This window comes from Pseudomonas sp. ML2-2023-3 (assembly GCF_037055275.1).
In the GTDB taxonomy this organism is placed as follows: Bacteria; Pseudomonadota; Gammaproteobacteria; order Pseudomonadales; family Pseudomonadaceae; genus Aquipseudomonas.
In genome coordinates, this window is record NZ_CP146343.1 from 2824525 (window position 1) to 2842172 (window position 17648).

15 protein-coding genes and 1 pseudogene are annotated in these 17648 nt (G+C 60.5%); 12 read left to right on the plus strand and 4 right to left on the minus strand.

The window, feature by feature from the left end; genetic code table 11:
- The first annotated feature begins 3 nt into the window (after nt 1-3).
- Both V6P94_RS13110 and V6P94_RS13115 read left to right on the plus strand, forming a co-directional pair.
- Complete coding sequence (locus V6P94_RS13110; RefSeq protein WP_133078261.1) at nt 4-1386, plus strand: DUF1329 domain-containing protein; 1383 nt, start codon at nt 4-6, stop codon at nt 1384-1386.
- Nucleotides 1387-1485: 99 nt separating this feature from the next.
- Complete coding sequence (locus V6P94_RS13115; RefSeq protein ID WP_133078262.1) at nt 1486-3099, plus strand: DUF1302 domain-containing protein; 1614 nt, start codon at nt 1486-1488, stop codon at nt 3097-3099.
- A 121-nt stretch (nt 3100-3220) separates the two neighbouring features.
- On the opposite strand, the gene V6P94_RS13120 is transcribed toward V6P94_RS13115, so the two are convergent.
- From V6P94_RS13120 to V6P94_RS13130, 3 genes are all read right to left on the minus strand, one after another.
- Nucleotides 3221-4405: an acyl-CoA dehydrogenase family protein gene (locus V6P94_RS13120; protein WP_133078263.1), complete on the minus strand. Its 1185-nt coding sequence runs from the start codon at nt 4403-4405 to the stop codon at nt 3221-3223.
- Nucleotides 4402-5574, minus strand: coding sequence for an acyl-CoA dehydrogenase family protein (locus V6P94_RS13125; RefSeq protein WP_133078264.1), 1173 nt, complete (start codon nt 5572-5574; stop codon nt 4402-4404). Before V6P94_RS13125 ends, V6P94_RS13120 begins: the two co-directional genes overlap by 4 nt.
- A gap of 429 nt (nt 5575-6003) precedes the next feature.
- Nucleotides 6004-6972, minus strand: coding sequence for an IS5 family transposase (locus V6P94_RS13130; RefSeq protein ID WP_338646845.1), 969 nt, complete (start codon nt 6970-6972; stop codon nt 6004-6006).
- A 63-nt stretch (nt 6973-7035) separates the two neighbouring features.
- On the opposite strand from V6P94_RS13130, the pseudogene V6P94_RS13135 reads away from it, so the two are divergent.
- From V6P94_RS13135 to V6P94_RS13175, 9 genes and pseudogenes are all read left to right on the plus strand, one after another.
- Nucleotides 7036-7230: pseudogene (locus V6P94_RS13135) on the plus strand (PadR family transcriptional regulator); the annotation flags it as partial.
- 147 nt (nt 7231-7377) lie between these two features.
- On the plus strand, nt 7378-8142 hold the full coding sequence (locus V6P94_RS13140; protein ID WP_219261320.1) for an enoyl-CoA hydratase family protein: 765 nt from the start codon (nt 7378-7380) through the stop codon (nt 8140-8142).
- A 10-nt stretch (nt 8143-8152) separates the two neighbouring features.
- On the plus strand, nt 8153-9307 hold the full coding sequence (locus tag V6P94_RS13145) for an acyl-CoA dehydrogenase family protein (protein ID WP_133079692.1): 1155 nt from the start codon (nt 8153-8155) through the stop codon (nt 9305-9307).
- A gap of 8 nt (nt 9308-9315) precedes the next feature.
- The gene (locus tag V6P94_RS13150) at nt 9316-10374 is read left to right on the plus strand and encodes an acyl-CoA dehydrogenase family protein (RefSeq protein ID WP_133079693.1); all 1059 of its coding nucleotides are present in this window, start codon (nt 9316-9318) and stop codon (nt 10372-10374) included.
- A 3-nt stretch (nt 10375-10377) separates the two neighbouring features.
- A complete protein-coding gene (locus V6P94_RS13155) occupies nt 10378-11529 on the plus strand; it encodes an acetyl-CoA C-acetyltransferase (protein ID WP_133079694.1) in 1152 nt (383 codons plus the stop codon).
- Between the two features lie 10 nt (nt 11530-11539).
- A complete protein-coding gene (locus V6P94_RS13160; protein WP_133079695.1) occupies nt 11540-12418 on the plus strand; it encodes an SDR family oxidoreductase in 879 nt (292 codons plus the stop codon).
- 88 nt (nt 12419-12506) lie between these two features.
- Nucleotides 12507-13292, plus strand: a complete 786-nt coding sequence (locus V6P94_RS13165; RefSeq protein ID WP_003446457.1) for an SDR family oxidoreductase — start codon at nt 12507-12509, stop codon at nt 13290-13292.
- A gap of 10 nt (nt 13293-13302) precedes the next feature.
- Nucleotides 13303-13773: a MaoC/PaaZ C-terminal domain-containing protein gene (locus V6P94_RS13170; RefSeq protein ID WP_133079696.1), complete on the plus strand. Its 471-nt coding sequence runs from the start codon at nt 13303-13305 to the stop codon at nt 13771-13773.
- A gap of 9 nt (nt 13774-13782) precedes the next feature.
- Nucleotides 13783-14991, plus strand: a complete 1209-nt coding sequence (locus tag V6P94_RS13175; RefSeq protein WP_133079697.1) for an acetyl-CoA C-acyltransferase — start codon at nt 13783-13785, stop codon at nt 14989-14991.
- Nucleotides 14992-15019: 28 nt separating this feature from the next.
- Here V6P94_RS13175 and V6P94_RS13180 read toward each other — a convergent pair whose 3' ends face one another.
- A complete protein-coding gene (locus V6P94_RS13180) occupies nt 15020-16552 on the minus strand; it encodes an MFS transporter (protein ID WP_133079698.1) in 1533 nt (510 codons plus the stop codon).
- A 162-nt stretch (nt 16553-16714) separates the two neighbouring features.
- Between V6P94_RS13180 and V6P94_RS13185 the strand changes: the two genes are divergently transcribed.
- The gene (locus tag V6P94_RS13185) at nt 16715-17623 is read left to right on the plus strand and encodes a LysR family transcriptional regulator (RefSeq protein WP_133079699.1); all 909 of its coding nucleotides are present in this window, start codon (nt 16715-16717) and stop codon (nt 17621-17623) included.
- The last annotated feature ends 25 nt before the right edge of the window (nt 17624-17648 follow it).

Here is a 17648-nt window from a genome sequence, read left to right on the forward strand (position 1 = left end):
TCCATGGGACGCATCACCCACATGGGCGGCTGGCTGTCAGTCGCACTGGTTTTACACGGTTATAGCGGGCTAGCACTGGCCCAGGCACCTGCGGATCAGATCGCCCGGCTGGGCAAGGATCTGACCTGCGTCGGCGCACAGCAGGCGGGCAATGCCGAAGGCACAATCCCGGCGTTTGGCGGTCAATGGCTGGGTGCGGCGCCCGGGATGAAGTTCGAGGGCACGGGCAAGCATCCTGTGGATCCGTACCCCACCGAAAAGCCGCTGTTTGTGATCACCGCGCAAAACCTGAGTCAGTACGACGCCCATTTGTCCGAGGGGCAGAAAGCCCTGTTCAAGCTCTATCCGCAGACCTTTCGCATGCCGGTTTATCCTTCGCACCGCGACTTCCGTTTCTCTGACACCGTGTGCAAAGCCACCCTGGAAAATGCTTCGGTCGCCAAGCTGGTCGATGACGGTGAGGGCGTGGTTGCTCGCACCGGCGGTGTGGCATTCCCTATCCCGCAAAACGGTATCGAGCTGCTGAAAAACGCCTCGCTGTTTACCGTGCGGGCATGGACCGAGGAGTACACGTCAGACAACGCCTATGTGCTCAAGGACGGCAACATCAACTGGGGCCGTGTGCATTCGCGCAACATGGCGCCGGGCCTTGAGCCAGGCAAAATAGGTGATACCACCGGCAACTCATCGTTCTATCTCAACGAGACCCTGCTGCCACAGCGCGACAAGGGTGAAATCAATACCGGTACCGAGTACTGGAACGACAAGACCGAGCCGCGCCAGAGCTGGCGCTACGACCCCGGCACGCGTCGCGTTCGCCAATCCCCGGGTTACGGTTTCGACATGGCATTCCCGGGCTCCGGTGGTTCCATCACGGTCGACGAAGTTCGAATCTTCAACGGCTCTGCCCAGCGCTACAACTGGAATATCGTCGGCAAGAAAGAGCTGTATATCCCGTACAACACGGCGCGCTTGCATGACAGCAACCTCAAGTACGCCAACCTGCTGACCCCGGGCCATATCAACCCCGACAACATGCGCTATGAGCTGCACCGCGTATGGGTGCTCGAAGGCGTACTCAAACCCGGCAACCGCCATCTGTATGGCAAGCGCACGATGTACATCGACGAAGACAGCTGGTTCCCGATCATGGGCGACAACTACGACAACCGTGGCGAGCTGTGGCGCACCTCGATGGTCAACTACTTCTATGCCCCGGAGACACAGACCTGGCAGGCGGGTGTTGGCCTGTATCACGACTTGAATGCGGGCAGCTACCTGGCGTTCAACCTGATCAACGAACAACGTAACGGCTATGTGCTGAACAAAGGCGGATTTGCGCCGGGGGATTTCGGTCCTGAAGCAGCACGCCGGGCCGGCAAGTAAACCTGTAACGCCCTGACTCCATCCAGCTGTCTGCCACGGGCCTTGCCTGTGCGCAGGCGGCTGGGCGGGGCAAAAAAAAACAATAACAAGGAGCAAGGCATGTTCAAGCAATACACGCGTTTTGTGGGGACCGGTTTGTTGTCGGGGTTAAGCGGCCTGGCGCTGGCTGCGCCAACCATCGAGCTGGGTGAAAACACCACGCTCGACTCATCGCTGACCGTGAACTACACGGCTTCGATGCGTACCGAAAAGCCTGATCACGAATACCTCAATAACATCAACTACGACGACGCCACGCGCAACTTCAAGCGCGGTTCACTGATCAATAATCGGGTCAGTGTGTTTGGCGAGCTGATGCTCAAGCACGACAACCTCGGCGCCGTGGTACGCGGCAGTCACTTTTATGACGAGGTCTACCGTCAGCGCAACGACAACGATTCACCGGATACGGTCAACAAGACCGGACGCTACAACGACTTCAGCCAGGACACGCGCAAACTCAGTGGCAGCAAGGCGCGGCTGCTGGACGCCTACGTGTACGGCGACTTTACGGTCAATGACGACCAGTATTTATCCCTCAAGGCCGGGCGGCACCTGGTGGCCTGGGGTGAAAGCCTGTTCTGGCCCAACATCAGCCAGGGCCAGGCGCCAGTGGATTCGACCAAATTCAACGTGCCGGGCACCGAAGCCAAGGATGCCTACTTGCCGGTCGGGCAAGTCTCGGGTTCGTGGTCGGTGAACGAAGATCTGGCCTTGCTCGGTTTCTATCAATACAAGTGGGAAGAAACCCAGCTCAATCCCGTGGGTGACTATTTCGGCAGCGACACCTTTGGCCCGGGCGCCGAGTTCTTTCGGCTGGCCCCGGGAGTCATCAATAATTTGCCGGATGCAGCGGCTGTCGGTTATGGCGGTTCAGTCAAACCCGGCAACAGTGGCGAGTGGGGCCTGGGCACCCGCTACCGGTTGACGCAAAACACCGAAATCGGCTTGTTTCACTACCGTTATCACGATCGGGTTCCGGCGCTGTTTTTCGACTTCACCGGGCAGACGCACTACTCCTCGCTGGGTAAGGTGGGTGGCAACGGCAATGGCCCGAGTTACCAGTTGGGCTACTTTGACAACATCAAGCTCACGGGCATGAGCTTCACCACAAAAGTCGGTGATTCGGTGCAGTTTGCCGGTGACCTGAGCTACCGCGATGGTGCCGCGGTGTACTTGAGCAATGGTGCCCCGGCCCGTGGCCAGGTGTGGCAGGGCAACCTGAACGCGGTGTACATGATTGGGCCGACGTTCATGGCGCAACAGACCACGTTGATGACCGAGGTGGTGCACCAGAGGATTCAGGGTGTGGATGACCTGACGATCAGCGGTGGTGGAGCGGGCACGGATGGCACCTTCAACACGTTCGTGTACGACGGTCAGACCCGTGGTTCAAGCCTGCTTGGCATCGGCGCGTATTTCGATCACCCCAACGTGTTTAACGGCTGGGATTTGACGACCAAAGCCACCTGGACCCAGAACATCGACGGCAGTGCCTACTCCGGGTTGGGGCGTGCCGAGAAGCGCCTGACAGTGGGGGGAGACTTTAAATACCTGGGTAACTTCCAGCTGGGGCTTACCTACGTGGCGTACTTGAGTTCGGCCGATATTGCCCAGGGGCGGACAATGGCTGACAGGGACTACCTGTCGTTTAACGGCAAGTACACGTTCTGACAGGTTGAGGTAAGGACTGCTGCGCAACACCGTGAAAGCGGGATTGCTCGCGATTCAGACGCCGCGGTTCAGCAGGGGAACCGCGTCGATAGCATCGCGAGCAAGCCCGCTCCCACAGGTACTAACGCGCTTCGCGCGGCATGCCCAACGCTCGTTCGGCAATGATGTTGCGCTGGATTTCACTACTGCCACCGTAGAGGGTGTCGGCCCTGGTAAACAGGAACAGGGCCTGCAGGCGGGTCAGCTCGTAAGGTGCCCCTGCCAGCAACTCGGCTTCAGGCCCGAGCACGTCCATCGCCAGCTTTCCAAGTTCCACATGCCAGGTGGACCACGCCAGCTTGTAGATTGTTGCTTCAGGTCGAAGGCTGCCGTCCTGAGCTCCGGACAACATGCGCAGCGAGTTGTAGCGCAACACACGCAAGCCGGCCCAGGCCTGGGCAATGCGTTGACGTATGACGGGGTCCTGCGCCGCGCCATTGGCCCTGGCGATACGCACGACTTCGTCCAGTTCATTCTGAAACTGCATCTGCTGCCCTAGGGTCGAAACCCCTCGCTCAAACCCCAGCAGCGCCATGGCAATTTTCCAGCCATCGCCAGGCTGGCCGATCATGTTGTGCGCCGACGTCCTGGCCTGATCAAAAAACACTTCATTGAATTCGCAGGTGCCGGTCAATTGCTGGATCGGCTGAACCTGTATACCTGGCTGATCCATGGCGACCAGCAAAAAAGACAGGCCGCGATGGCCGACACTGCCCGGTTCGGTGCGTGCAAGCACAAAGCACCAATCCGACTCATGGGCCAGGGATGTCCAGACCTTTTGCCCGCTGATCAACCATTGGCCGCTGCTTTCATCGAAACTGGCGCGGGTCTTGATATTGGCCAGGTCGGAACCTGCGCCGGGCTCGGAATAGCCCTGGCACCAGAAATCCTGCCCAGACAGAATCGGCGGCAAAAAACGCTGTTGCTGCTCGGGGGTGCCGAAGGCTGCAAGGGTCGGTCCGACTAGGCCCTCGCCAATATGACCCATGCGCCCCGGACCGCCCGCCCGGGCGTATTCTTCAAAAAAAATCACCTGCTGGTTGATACTCAGTCCACGGCCCCCATGCTCGGTGGCCCAACCGGCACCGACCCATTGCCCCTGTGCCAGTACCTGCTCCCAGCGTTTACGCAACGCGGGGGCAAAGTCTTCATCCCCTGGGCCACCACGAAAGCGCAGAACGGCAAATTCGCCAGTGAGGTGCGTTTGCATCCACTGGGCCACTCGTTGCCGGAACTGCTCATCTGCTGCGCTGAAGCCGATATTCATGTGCGCTCTCCGAAAATCTGTCTGGCCAATTGCTCGCGATGAAATGCCGGAGTGCCGAGCATCTGCTCACTGGCCCGCGCTCGCTTGAAGTACAAGTGCGGGTCGTATTCCCAAGTGAATCCCACGCCGCCATGCAGCTGGATGGACTCGGCAGCGCACTGAAAAAAACCTTCACTGGCGAAGATCTTGGCCGTGGCGGCGGCCTCTCCCAGTTGCTGTCGAGCACTTGGATCGCCATCAATGTTCAGGCATTGATCGGCAATGCAGGCGGCGTAATAACTGGCGGACCGTGAGCACTCAATGGCCAGCATCAGATCGGCGCAACGGTGCTTGATGGCCTGGAAGCTGGCGATACGACGACCAAACTGTTCGCGCTCGCTTATGTATTTCAAGGTGATGTCCAGTGACTGCTGGGCACCGCCGGTCTGCTCGCCAGCCAGACCGATGCAGGCGATGTGCAGCACATCGCGCAGCAACGGCCAGCCCTGTCCCGGCTCGCTGAGCAAATGCTCGTCGCAGACGGCAACGTCGTTCAGGGTGAGGGTGGCCAGGCGACGGGTCTGATCCAGTGTCGCCTGCGGCTGGCAAAGAATGCCGGGTGTGTCAGCAGGTAAAGCGAACAAGCGGATACCGGCTTCGCCGACGCTGCCCGGAGTGCGAGCGGCAATGATCAACAAGTCACAGTCGGCGCCGTCGATGACATAGCGATACTCGCCATTGAGGCGATACCCGCCTGCATGGCTTTGTGCATACACCTGCACGCCACTATCGTCCCAGCGTGGGGCGCTGGTATAGGCGAGGCTGGCGCGTACGTCTCCAGCGGCGATCAATGGCAACCAGCGCTCCTTGAGTGACTCATTGCGGCTGAGCAACAGGGCAGGGGTGGCCAGGCAGCACGTGGCAAAAAAGGGCGTAGGCAGCAGGCAGCGTCCCAGTTGCTCCTGCAACAGGCAAACCTCGGCGAAGCCCAGTCCGAGTCCGTCATAGGCTTCAGGGATCGCCAGTGCAGGCCAGTACAGCTCCTTGGCTATTTGCTCCCAAGTCTGGGAGTCATACCCACGTTCACTGCTCATCGCCGTGCGCACGGCGCTGGAGCTGGCAACCTGGGTCAAAAAACGCTCGGCAGACGCTTGAATCATTCGCTGCTCGTCAGTCAGGGCAAGCTCCATGTGGGCCTCGTCTAAGTGATACGGATCAAGGCGCCAGCATGAAAGCGCGCAACGCGGGTGCAATCCCTGAGCCGGACTAGTCCGTATGAGGGGCCCGTTTGCGCGTGTTTAACGCAATGGAAGGGGTGAGGTCAGACTTCGGAATCCCAGATGACAGCGATACTTCCTGAGTACTTGCCTTGCTCAGACAGCATTTGCTCGACGTATTCCTTTTTGATCTCGAAGTGCAGCAGGGATGGCTTTTGCTCGACATAGTGTGTGGACTTGAATATCTGATCTGTCGCAATGCTTAAGGAAGCTCCGATCAACTTGCCGCAACCGCGCAGTAAGTTGAAAATCCCGCTGAATTTGGCGCTATTGACCGCGAAATATCCCGTACGCGCCGCCTTGGCGAGCTTGTCAGCCCATTTCTCCGTGTTACGTGCGTAATTAGCCCATACCCATCAGCTTTTTTCGAGCCATCCATAAATTGGACAAGGCAAACAGCGTGGTCAATTGAGCGGTGTTTTTCATCAGGCCGCGAAAGCGCACTTTCACATAACCGAACTGACGTTTGATCACCCGAAATGGGTGTTCGACCTTGGCCCGTGTCTGGGCCTTGAGGTACTCGATTTTGCGCTTGGCTTTGTACAGCACGCTGCGCTTGTTCAGCTTGGAATAGGTGCTGCGTCGCGCGGCGATTTGCCAAACCACTTCACGGTTTTCATGCTCTTCGCGCTTCTCGACACCGGTGTAACCAGCATCAGCGTAGACCGCGTTTTCCTCGCCGTGCAGCAGTTCAGCAACCTGAGTGACATCGGCTACATTCGCCGCGGTGCCGTGAACGTGGTGAACCAGCCCCAACTCAACGTCGGCACCAATATGGGCCTTCATTCCGAAGAAATATTGATTGCCTTTCTTCGTCTGATGCATCTCTGGATCGCGTTTACCGTCCTCGTTTTTAGTCGAACTGGGCGCGTGGATAATCGTCGCATCGACGATGGTGCCCTGGCGCAGCGAGAGGCCTTTCTCCTGCAAATAACCGTTGATGACCGCCAGGATCGCCGGCGCCAACTTATGATTCTCCAGCAGGTGTCGGAAGTTCATGATCGTGGTGTCTTCAGGGATCGGCGCGCTCAGGGTCAAGTGCGCAAACTGGCGCATGGGCGTGATTTCATACAGCGCTTCTTCCATGGCAGGATCGCTCAGCGAGAACCAGTTTTGCAGCAAGTGAATGCGCAGCATGGTTTCCAGCGGATACGGTTTTCGGCCACCACCAGCCTTCGGATAATACGGCTCGATCAACGCCAGTAAACCGCTCCAGGGCACGACCTGATCCATCTCGGCGAGGAACCGTTCGCGGCGTGTTTGCTTGTGCTTGCCCGCGTATTCGAAATCGGAAAAGCTCATCTGGCTCATGACGCACTCAGGGCAGGTGGTGAGGCTGTATTTCAGCATACTTGGAGACTTGTTCGGAGTTTCCTTAATGGTGTGCACATGCGCATTGATGTAAGTCGACGCTCGCTGCGGGGCCATGACCGACCGGCAGAGATACATGAGGCGATGCACAATTTGCGCCATGCCCTGCAACTGCATCAGGGGCACTGGAGCCCCGCAGAGGTTCAGCGCGTACACGACTTGCTTAACAACACCGCCAAAGCAATTGTTGATGGGTAACCCTAGATAACGTGCCGTGCGCAGAGCAGCTTTGGCTCGCTCCTGCGCAGGGCACGCGGCTGGCAACTGTTTAGTCTCAACGGACGATGATCCACCCCCGGCGCGTTCCCATACTGCTCCCATGCCTTTGCCAACCCGGGAGCACATGTGAACAGCGCAACTCATACCGCATTTCACACCAGTATCGACGCAGGCGTCGCTGAACTGGTGATCGACAGGCCGCCCGTCAATGCCCTCAACAGCCAAGAGTGGCTGGACCTGGCGCATACCCTGGAAGCGCTTGGCCAGGATCCTGAGGTCCGCGTGATTGTGATTCGTGCCGAGGGCCGCGGTTTTTGCGCAGGGGTCGATATCAAGGAACTCGACGCCCACCCGGAACTGATCGTCAAGGTCAACGCAGGCAACTACGCCACCTTCAAGGCGGTGCATCGCAACCCGGTGCCGGTGATTGTCGCGGTTCACGGTTTTGTACTGGGTGGCGGGATCGGGATTACCGGCGCCGCCGATATCGTCGTGGCTTCCGATTGCGCCACGTTTGCCCTGCCGGAAGTAGACCGCGGCGCGATGGGCGGTGGTGCCCATCTGCAGCGTTTGTTCCCGGTACAAAAAGTGCGTTATCTGTTTTTTACCGGCGACAAGATCGGCGCTGTAGAAGCCCAGCAGTACGGCTTTATCGAGCGCGTAGTGCCCCGTGAGCAACTGCGTGAAACCGCGCTGCACATTGCCCACAAAATCGCGGGCAAAAGCCCCGCAATGATCCGCATCGCCAAAGAAGCGTTGAACGGTATCGAAGACGGCAACCTGGAAGACAAATATCGCTGGGAGCAGGGTTTTACGCTTCAGGCCTACACCAGTGCGGACTCCGCCGAAACTCGCCGTGCGTTCGTTGAAAAACGCGACGCCAAGTTCTGAGGAACCGACCATGGAACTGACTTATTCGCCCAAACAAAAGGCTTTCCGTCAGGAGGTCAGGCAATGGCTGGCGGCTAATCTGCCGTCTGAACCCCTCGCCAGTTACGACACCCGCGAAGGCTTTGAGCAGCATCGCCAGTGGGAAGCCAAGTTGTTCGACAGTCGTCTGTCGATGGTGATGTGGCCCACCGAACTGGGTGGCCGTGGCTGCGATCTGATCGAGTGGCTGATTTTCGAAGAAGAATATTACGGTGCGGGCGCCCCCATGCGGGTCAATCAGAACGGCCAGTTATTGCTCGGGCCCACCCTGATGGAGTTCGGCACCGAAGCACAGAAAAAACGCTTTCTGCCGCGCATGGCGGCCAGTGCCGACATGTGGGCCCAGGGCTGGTCCGAGCCAAACGCCGGTTCCGACATGGCTGCGATCACCAGCAAGGCCACCCGTGATGGCGAGGGCTATGTGCTCAATGGCCAGAAAACCTGGTCGACCCGGGCCATTTTTGCGGACTGGCTGTTTGGTTTGTTTCGCAGTGATCCCACTTCTAGCCGTCACCACGGGTTGTCATTTGTCATGGTGCCGCTCAATGCGCCGGGTGTGACGGTGCGTCCCATCAAGGCCCTGAACGGCAAGGACGCCTTTGCCGAAGTGTTCTTCGATGACGTGCGCATCCCGCTGGAAAATCGCATTGGCGATGAAGGGCAGGGCTGGCATGTGGCTATGGCCACCGCCGGTTTCGAGCGCGGCCTGCTGTTGCGTTCACCGGCGCGTTTTCAGTACACGGCGCGCAAACTGGTGGAGCTGTATCAGGCCAACCGTGCCAGTGCCGACCGTGACCCAAGCCTGGGTGATGCAGTGTGCAAGGCCTGGATGGATGCGCAAGCCTACGCCTTGTCTGCTTACCACACCGTGGGCCGACTGAGCCGTGGGGCGCAGATTGGCGCTGAGTCGAGCACCAACAAAATCATCTGGTCGGAACTTGATCTGCGCATGCACGAAACCGCCATGCGCATCCTGGGTGCCAGTGGCGAACTGACCGGTAAATCGGCAGACGGTCACGACTGGCTGGAGGGCTTTCTGTTTGCTCAGGCAGGTCCCATCTACGCAGGCACCAACGAGATTCAGCGCAATATCATTGCCGAGCGCATGCTCGGTCTGCCGAAGTGAGGCCGGGGATGGACTTTACCTTTACCGATGACCAGCAAACCTTCCGCGAAGCCATCAGCCGTTTTCTGATGACTGAAGCCGCGCCGGAAATGCTCCGTGAAATCTGGGAAACCGATGTCGGCCGTTCCCCGGATCTGCGCAACAAAATTGCCGAGCAGGGCCTTACGGCACTGTCGATTCCTGAAGCCTTTGGTGGCCTGGGCATGGATGACGTGGCCTGGGCCTTGATGACGCAGGAGTTGGGTTACTACGCCATACCTGATTCGCTGGCCGATACCGCTTATGTGGCCAGCGCCCTGATCGCGGGCTTGCCCGAAAGCGTTGCCCAGCGCGGCGAGTGGCTGGAGGGTATAGCCGATGGCAGCTTGCGGGTTGCCATCGGGCACCCGGTCAATCCGCTGGTGGCGGATGCCGCCCATGCTGATCTGTTGCTACTGGCCCATGGCGATGAAGTTCACGCCGTACCTCGCAGCCAGGTGGATGTCCAGGGTCACAGCAGCCTGGATGCCTCTCGGCGTCTGGCGCAGGTCAGCTGGCAACCTTGTGCTGCGACGCAGGTGGCGCAGGGCGAACAGGGCCGTGAACTGTGGTCGCAGACGCTGAACCGTGGCGCGCTGTCGGTGGCCGGACAGTTGCTCGGGCTGGCGCAACGCATGCTGGATCTGTCGGTGGATTACGCCGCGCAGCGCAAACAGTTCGGCAAGCCGATCGGCAGTTTTCAGGCGGTCAAACACCACCTGGCCGACGTTGCCACCCAGCTCGAATTCGCCAAGCCGGTGCTGTATCGCGCCGCTTACGCCCTGGCTCATAACGAGCCGAATGCAGCCGTGTGGGTGTCCCAGGCGCGTCTGGCCAGCTGTGAAGCAAGCTGGCTGGCGGCTCGCCACGGTATTCAGGTACATGGCGCGATGGGGTACACCTGGGAAGTCGACCTGCAGATGTTCATGAAACGCGCCTGGGCACTGGACAGCGCCTGGGGCGACCGTGCGCTGCACAAGACCCGTGTGGCCGAGTATGTATTGAGTGGCGCGGCGCCTCTGGGCCCCGGTCACACGTTCGAGGATTGATCGATGCCCCAAGCCTATATTGTTGACGCGCTGCGCAGCCCTACCGGCAAGCGCAAGGGCGGATTGGCCCATGTCCATGCAATAGATCTGGGTGCCCATGTGCTCAAGGCACTGGTCGAGCGCAACCAGATCCCGGCGGACGAATATGACGACGTGATTTTTGGGTGCGTCGACACCATCGGCTCCCAGGCCGGTGATATCGCCCGCACCAGTTGGCTGGCCGCAGGGCTGCCACTCAACGTGCCTGGCACCACCATTGACCGCCAGTGCGGTTCCTCGCAGCAGGCACTGCATTTTGCCGCGCAAGCCGTGATGAGTGGCACCCAGGATGTGATTGCCGTAGGCGGCGTACAGACCATGACCCAGATCCCGATTTCGTCGGCGATGCTGGCCGGTCAGCCGCTGGGTTTCAGTGACCCGTTTTCCGGCAGCAAGGGGTGGCGGGCGCGCTTTGGCGATCAGCCGGTCAACCAGTTTTACGCCGCTCAGCGCATTGCGGATCACTGGAATATCAGCCGCCAGCAAATGGAAGCCTACGCACTTGAAAGCCATCGCCGGGCGCTGGATGCCATTGCCGGGCGCCGTTTGGTGAACGAGATCGTGCCCTGTGAAGGGGTATGGGACGACGAAACGCCGCGCCACACCAGCCTGGCAAAAATGGCCGAGCTGGAGCCGGTGTCTGCCGAGTTTCCGTCGATCACTGCTGCAGTTTCCAGCCAGACCTGCGACGCCTCGGCCGCTTTGCTGGTGGTTTCTGAGGCGGCACTCAAGCGCTACAACCTGACACCACGGGCGCGAATCCACCACCTCTCGGTGCTGGGCGACGACCCGATCTGGCACCTGACCGCGCCGATTGCCGCCACCCGCGCCGCGCTGAAAAAAGCCGGCATGAACATCGCTGACATTGACCGGGTCGAGATCAACGAAGCGTTCGCCTCGGTGGTCATGGCCTGGGCCAAGGAACTGGATTTTGACCCCGCCAGAACCAATGCCAACGGCGGCGCAATTGCCCTGGGGCATCCACTGGGTGCCAGCGGGGCACGGTTGATGACCAGCCTGCTTAACCAGCTGGAGCAAAGCGGCGGCCGCTATGGCCTGCAGACCATGTGCGAAGGCGGTGGGCAAGCCAACGTGACGATTATTGAACGCCTCTAGGAGCATTGACATGGCAATTTGTGCAGGACGTACCGTCATCATCACGGGCGCGGGCGGTGGACTGGGCCGTGCCTATGCGCTGGCTTTCGCCGGGCAGGGTGCCAACGTGGTGGTCAACGATATTCGCCGCGAAGCCGCTGAAGAAGTGGTCGCGCAGATTCGCGAGGCAGGTGGCCAGGCCATCGCCAACGCGGATGACATCACCACCCTGGCCACGGCACAACAGATCGTGGATGCCGCCCTGGCTGCATTCGGCGAAGTGCATGTGGTGGTCAACAACGCCGGTATTTTGCGCGACCGCATGTTTATCAGCCTCAGCGAGGACGATTGGGATGCCGTGATGCGCGTGCACCTCAAGGGGCATTTCTGCCTGGCCAACATCCTTGGCAAACGCTGGCGTGACCTGGCCAAGGCCGGCCAGCCGGTGGCCGCAAGAATCATCAACACCACGTCGGGAGCGGGCTTGCAGGGCTCGGTCGGGCAGTCCAACTACAGCGCTGCCAAAGGCGGAATCGCAGCGTTGACCCTGGTGCAGGCGGCTGAACTGGCGCGTTACGGCGTTACCGCCAATGCCCTGGCCCCGGCGGCACGCACCTCGATGACCGAGAGCGCGATGCCGGACCTGGTGAAAAAGCCCGAAGACGGAGCTTTCGACGCCTGGGCCCCGGAAAACGTTGCGCCGCTGGTGGTGTGGCTGGGCAGCGAACTGTCGGGGGATGTGACCGGGCAAATCATCGAAAGCCAGGGCGGGCGATTGTCCGTGGGCGATGGTTGGCGCACCGGCGTGACCCGCGACAAGGGTGCGCAACTGCAGCCAGAAGAAGTCGGTGTAGCCATGGGCCAGATCCTGGCAGAAGCACCTGCACCGCAAAGGGTGTGGGGCAGCTGACGAGTGATGCCCGCTCCCATACTTGAGCCGCGTTGCTCTTAATTACGCTCCCACAGCGGGGCTATCGTTTTAACCAGAGATTTAAACCATGAGACAAGCGCCTCCTTACGTGCCCGGTCACCAGTTGCTCGCGGGCAAGTCGATCTTGATCACCGCCGCCGCTGGCGCAGGTATCGGTTATGCCGCTGCCAAACGCTGCGCCGAAGAAGGCTGCCGCGCCTTGATGATTTCCGATATTCATCCGCGCCGCCTCGAAGAAGCGGTCGAGCGCCTCAAGGCGGAAACCGGATTGCAGGCGGTGTACGGCCAGCTGTGCAACGTCACCGTCGAAGCCGATGTACAAGCGTTGGTCGCCGCAGCTGAAGAAGCCTTGGGCGGGGTCGATGTGCTGATCAATAACGCAGGTCTTGGCGGCCAGGTACGCCTCACCGAAATGACCGATCAACAGTGGTCCTCCGTGCTGGATATCACCCTGACCGGCACCATGCGCATGACCCGCGCCATGCTTCCGCACATGGAGCGCCGTGGCGCCGGGGCCATCGTCAACAACGCCTCGGTGCTGGGGTGGCGGGCGCAGAAAGAACAGGCCCACTACGCAGCCGCCAAGGCCGGGGTCATGGCCCTGACCCGTTGCAGCGCGCTGGAAGCGGCCGAGAGCGGGGTGCGGATCAATGCCGTGGCGCCGTCCATTGCCTTGCATGACTTCCTGAAAAAAGCCTCCAGCAGTGAACTGCTGGAGCAACTGACCAGCCGCGAAGCCTTCGGTCGCGCCGCTGAAGTGTGGGAAGTGGCCAACGTCATGGTGTTCCTGGCCAGCGATTACGCCTCATACATGGTTGGCGAAGTGCTGCCTGTCAGCTCGCAACAGGCCTGAGGATCAGACCATGAGTACGCTATTTAGCAGCGCCGGGCAGTTGCTCGCCGCACGTGGGCAAGACCTGGGGCACACCGACTGGCTTGTGCTGACCCAGGAGCGGATCAACCTGTTTGCCGAGGCCACGGGCGATCACCAGTGGATCCATGTTGACCCTGAGCGTGCAGCCAAGGGGCCGTTCGGTGCTTGCATTGCCCACGGCTACCTGACCCTGGCACTGGCCAATCTGTTCATGCCGCAACTGATGCAGTTCGAAAACCTGGCAATGGGTGTCAATTACGGCAGTGACCGGTTGCGCTTTCCGGCTGCGGTCAAGGTCGGTTCGCGGGTGCGCGGGCATGGCCAGATCGTGGAGGTCGAGGCACTGGGCCAGGCACTGCAGGCAGTGGTTCGCATCAGTGTCGAGATCGAGGGCAGCGAGCGCCCCGGCTGCGTGGTGGACACCATCAGCCGTTACACCTTCAACCCTATTGAGAAGTGAGCCCCGAACATGAACCTGAATGACGTTGTGATTGTATCCACGGCCCGAACTGCCTTGACCAAGTCTTTCCGGGGCTCGTTCAACGACACTGAAGCGCCGGTGCTGGGCGGGCACGTGGTGCGCGCCGTCGTCGAGCGCGCCGGGATAGAACCGGGCTCGGTGGAAGACGTGATCATGGGCGCCGCTGCTCAGCAAGGCACCCAGGGCTACAACATCGGACGCTTGTGTGCCAACACCGGCGGCCTGCCCAATACCGTGCCGGGTATGGCGATTGACCGCATGTGCGCCTCGGGCCTGATGAGTATCGGGGTGGCTGCCAAAGGCATCATGACCGGCGAAATGTCGATCGCCGTGGCCGGTGGTGTGGAGTCATTGTCCCTGACCCAGAACAAGTACAAAAACACCTACCGTGCACAGTCCGAGGCGGTGCTTGAATGCATGCCCACGGCCTATATCCCGATGCTCGAAACCGCTGAAATCGTGGCTCGCCGCTACAACATCAGCCGTGAAGTACAGGACCAGTATTCCCTGCAAAGCCAGCAGCGCACTGCCGCGGCCCAGGCGGGAGGTCTGTTCGGCGACGAAATCGTCCCGCTGGCTGCGCGCAAGCTGTGCTTTGACAAAGAAGGCAAGCCCAGCGGTTATCAGGACGTGATCGCGGATCGCGACGAATGCAATCGTCCGTCCACCACCCTTGAGGATCTGGCGGCACTCAAGCCGGTCTGGAAGGACGGTAAATGGGTCCAGCAGGGGGAATTCATCACGGCGGGCAACGCCTCGCAGTTCTCCGATGGCGCCTCGGCGGTCTTGATGATGAGCCGTGCCGAAGCCAAACAGCGCGGGATCGAAGCATTGGGCGTGTATCGCGGGATCGCGGTGAGTGGCTGTGCGCCGGAAGAAATGGGGATTGGCCCGGTGTTCGCGATTCCAAAACTGCTCAAGCGGTTTGGCCTGACCGTATCGGACATCGACCTGTGGGAAATCAACGAAGCGTTCGCCTGCCAGGTGGTGTACTGCCGCGACTTTCTGCAGATCCCCAACGACCGCCTGAACGTTAACGGCGGGGCGATTTCCATTGGTCATCCGTTCGGCATGTCGGGAGCCCGGATGGTGGGCCACAGCCTGCTCGAAGGCCGCCGCCGTGGCGCCCGATTTGTCGTGGTCGCCATGTGCATCGGCGGCGGCATGGGGGCTGCCGGGTTGTTCGAGCTGGACTGAAACGCTTTAGATCGTGGGGGTGCGGCGGCTATCGGGTTATAGCCAGGCGTGATTTCGGTATCGGATTGCGCATCAGCGTGCCCACCACCAGGGCGCCCAGAAGCCCCATCACCCCCGCCACCCACAAGACCAGGCTAAACCCCGCCACAAAGGCGCTGGTCGCCAACGACTGGATCTGTGCGTGTGCCTCCAGTGGCAGTTGGCTGAGCGCCCCCGGCATGTCACCGGCCACTACCCGCGAAGCAATGAAGTGGCTTTGCCCCAGCCACTGCCCGGCGTCCTGCTTGAGGCTGGCGTGCAAGTGTTGCTCGGTGTGGCTTCCCAGCAGGGCTCCAAATACGCCGATGGCCAGCACAATGGCGCTAAAGCGCATGGTGGTACTCATGCCGGACGCCATCCCCACACGGTCACGTGGCACGCAGGCCATGATGTTTTTCTGCGTATCGCCATTGAGCAAACCCGCCCCGGCACCCGTTACCGCAGTGGTCAGCGCAAAGCTCAGGTAGCCGCCATGATCCACCGCCCAGGCACTGAGCAGGTTGCCGCAACCTACCAGGGTCAAACCGGCGGCCATCATGCTGGAAGGGCTGTAACGGGACGCCAGGCGGGCACCGATACGCGGGCAGAGCAGCATGGCCAGGGCAAACGGCAACATCCCAAGGCCCGAAGTGACAGCGCTCAAGCCCAGGCCGTTTTGCAGATAGAACGGCAGCAAGGTCATCATTACCTGAGCGCAGCCAGCATAGGCAAACATGCCCAGCAGGGCGCCGATAAAGCGCGGTTGGCGAAACAGCTGCAGGTCAATCATGGGGCGACGCTGCAGTGATTCGATCAACACAAACAGAACCAGCAACAGCACACCGGCACTTATCCGGGCATAGGTCAGCGGGGCGTTCCAGCCAATGCGGTTGGCTTCGATCAGGCTCCAGATCAGGCACACCAGACTGGCGCTGAAGGCCAGGCTGCCCCAGGGGTCGAGTCGGGCCGATTGCGGGTCGCGGGATTCAGCGATGGCATGCCTGACCAGCAGCATCAACAGCAAGCCAACCGGCAGGTTGAGGTAAAAGATCCAGCGCCAGCCCAGGTATTGGGTGATCAGCCCGCCAAGGGTGGGTGCCGCCGTCATGGCCACCCCCATGCAGGCACCCCAGAAGGCCCAGGCTTTGGCCCGTTCGACCTCATCGTGAAAGGCATGCCCGATCGAGGCCAGCGCCGAGGTCAACAGCAGGGCCGCGCCTACGCCTTTTACGGCGCGGGCGATTTCCAGCAGCAGGCTGTTGGGCGCCGCGCCGCAGCCGAGGGACGCAAGGATGAAAATACTCAAGCCCCACAGCAGGGTCTTTTTACGACCGAAGCGATCGGCAATGCTCCCGGCCGGCAATAGCAGGGCGGCAAACGCCAGCATGTAAGCGCTGACGACCCATTCGATATCGACAAAGCTGGCCCCCAGATCCCGGGCGATGCTGGGCAGGGTGACGGCGACGATGTTGGTGTCGAGCACGATGAGTGAACACACCCCGCTGGCCGTGAGCAGGGTGAGGCGCGGGCTGACAGCTTTCATTGTTTCAGCTCCGGGCCCGGTTCAAGCATTACTTTGCAGGCAATTAATTTTACGGTCATGCTCACGTCTCTTCAGTACGGCGATGGCCCCAGTGTAGGGGCGGGCACTGCGGTGCTTGTTAGCCGGAAACCCGAACTTCATTACCTTTGAGCTAATGCTGCTATGGACATACGCCATTTCCGTTATTTCCTGGCCGTTGCCCGGCAGGGCAATTTCACCCGGGCCGCAGAAGTACTGGGCATTGCGCCGCCGACCTTGACGCGGCAAATCCAGGACCTTGAAAGCGCCCTGGGCGTGCGCCTGTTTGTGCGCCAGCAGCGACAGGTCAGCCTGACCGAAGCTGGGCGGGCCCTGTTGCCCGAGGCGCAGGCCACGGTGCGCCAGTTCGAATTGGCCCAGCGCAATGCCCAGCGGGCCGGGCGTGGAGAGACAGGCCATATCGAACTGGGTTACGTGGCTTCGGCCGTGTACTCAGGGGTTTTGCAGCAGCAGGTGCAGGGTTTTTCCAATGAATGCGCCGAGGTCAGTTTGAGTGTGCGCGAAGCACCGATGGCCAGTTTGCCGGTGATGGTCGCTGAGGGCCGCTTCGATCTGGGTTATGTGCGCTCACCCATGACCTTGCCCGAGGGGCTGGAGGCGATTCGTCTCAAGGCCGAGGGATTTGTTCTGGCCCTGGCCGCAGACAGCTGGCTGGCGCGTCTTAAAAGCGTCAGTGCGCAGCATCTGCAAAACGAGACGTTTATTTTGCCGGAGCAAATCAGCGGTACGTTGCAGGTGGCTGCCCAAGGCGACTTTGCTCCCGTGCTGGGCCCCCAGCCGGGAGGGTTGGTGGCTGTGATTGCCCTGGTTTCGCTGCGTCAGGGCGTGGCGGTGGTCCCTGAATCAGTGGTCGGCCATATCAGCCTGCCCAATGTCATTTACCGGTCGATTGAAGGGTGTGAGGCGCAGTCGTGGCTGTCGTTGATCTACCGTCGATTTGAAAAATCGGCGGCGGTGACGCGTTATATCGAACAGGTAAAGCGCGTCAGTGCGCACGAACAACAGGCCAGCAGGATTTCGTCGCATTCATAGGTGCGTTAGCGTCTGGAAGCAGTAC

Bases quoted from the DNA above. Each gene is read 5' to 3' on its own strand.
- V6P94_RS13110 (WP_133078261.1), top strand. From the start codon at position 4: ATGGGACGCATCACCCACATGGGCGGCTGGCTGTCAGTCGCACTGGTT.
- V6P94_RS13115 (WP_133078262.1), top strand. From the start codon at position 1,486: ATGTTCAAGCAATACACGCGTTTTGTGGGGACCGGTTTGTTGTCGGGG.
- V6P94_RS13120 (WP_133078263.1), bottom strand. From the start codon at position 4,405: ATGAATATCGGCTTCAGCGCAGCAGATGAGCAGTTCCGGCAACGAGTG.
- V6P94_RS13125 (WP_133078264.1), bottom strand. From the start codon at position 5,574: ATGGAGCTTGCCCTGACTGACGAGCAGCGAATGATTCAAGCGTCTGCC.
- V6P94_RS13130 (WP_338646845.1), bottom strand. From the start codon at position 6,972: ATGAGCCAGATGAGCTTTTCCGATTTCGAATACGCGGGCAAGCACAAG.
- V6P94_RS13145 (WP_133079692.1), top strand. From the start codon at position 8,153: ATGGAACTGACTTATTCGCCCAAACAAAAGGCTTTCCGTCAGGAGGTC.
- V6P94_RS13150 (WP_133079693.1), top strand. From the start codon at position 9,316: ATGGACTTTACCTTTACCGATGACCAGCAAACCTTCCGCGAAGCCATC.
- V6P94_RS13155 (WP_133079694.1), top strand. From the start codon at position 10,378: ATGCCCCAAGCCTATATTGTTGACGCGCTGCGCAGCCCTACCGGCAAG.
- V6P94_RS13160 (WP_133079695.1), top strand. From the start codon at position 11,540: ATGGCAATTTGTGCAGGACGTACCGTCATCATCACGGGCGCGGGCGGT.
- V6P94_RS13165 (WP_003446457.1), top strand. From the start codon at position 12,507: ATGAGACAAGCGCCTCCTTACGTGCCCGGTCACCAGTTGCTCGCGGGC.
- V6P94_RS13170 (WP_133079696.1), top strand. From the start codon at position 13,303: ATGAGTACGCTATTTAGCAGCGCCGGGCAGTTGCTCGCCGCACGTGGG.
- V6P94_RS13175 (WP_133079697.1), top strand. From the start codon at position 13,783: ATGAACCTGAATGACGTTGTGATTGTATCCACGGCCCGAACTGCCTTG.
- V6P94_RS13180 (WP_133079698.1), bottom strand. From the start codon at position 16,552: ATGAAAGCTGTCAGCCCGCGCCTCACCCTGCTCACGGCCAGCGGGGTG.
- V6P94_RS13185 (WP_133079699.1), top strand. From the start codon at position 16,715: ATGGACATACGCCATTTCCGTTATTTCCTGGCCGTTGCCCGGCAGGGC.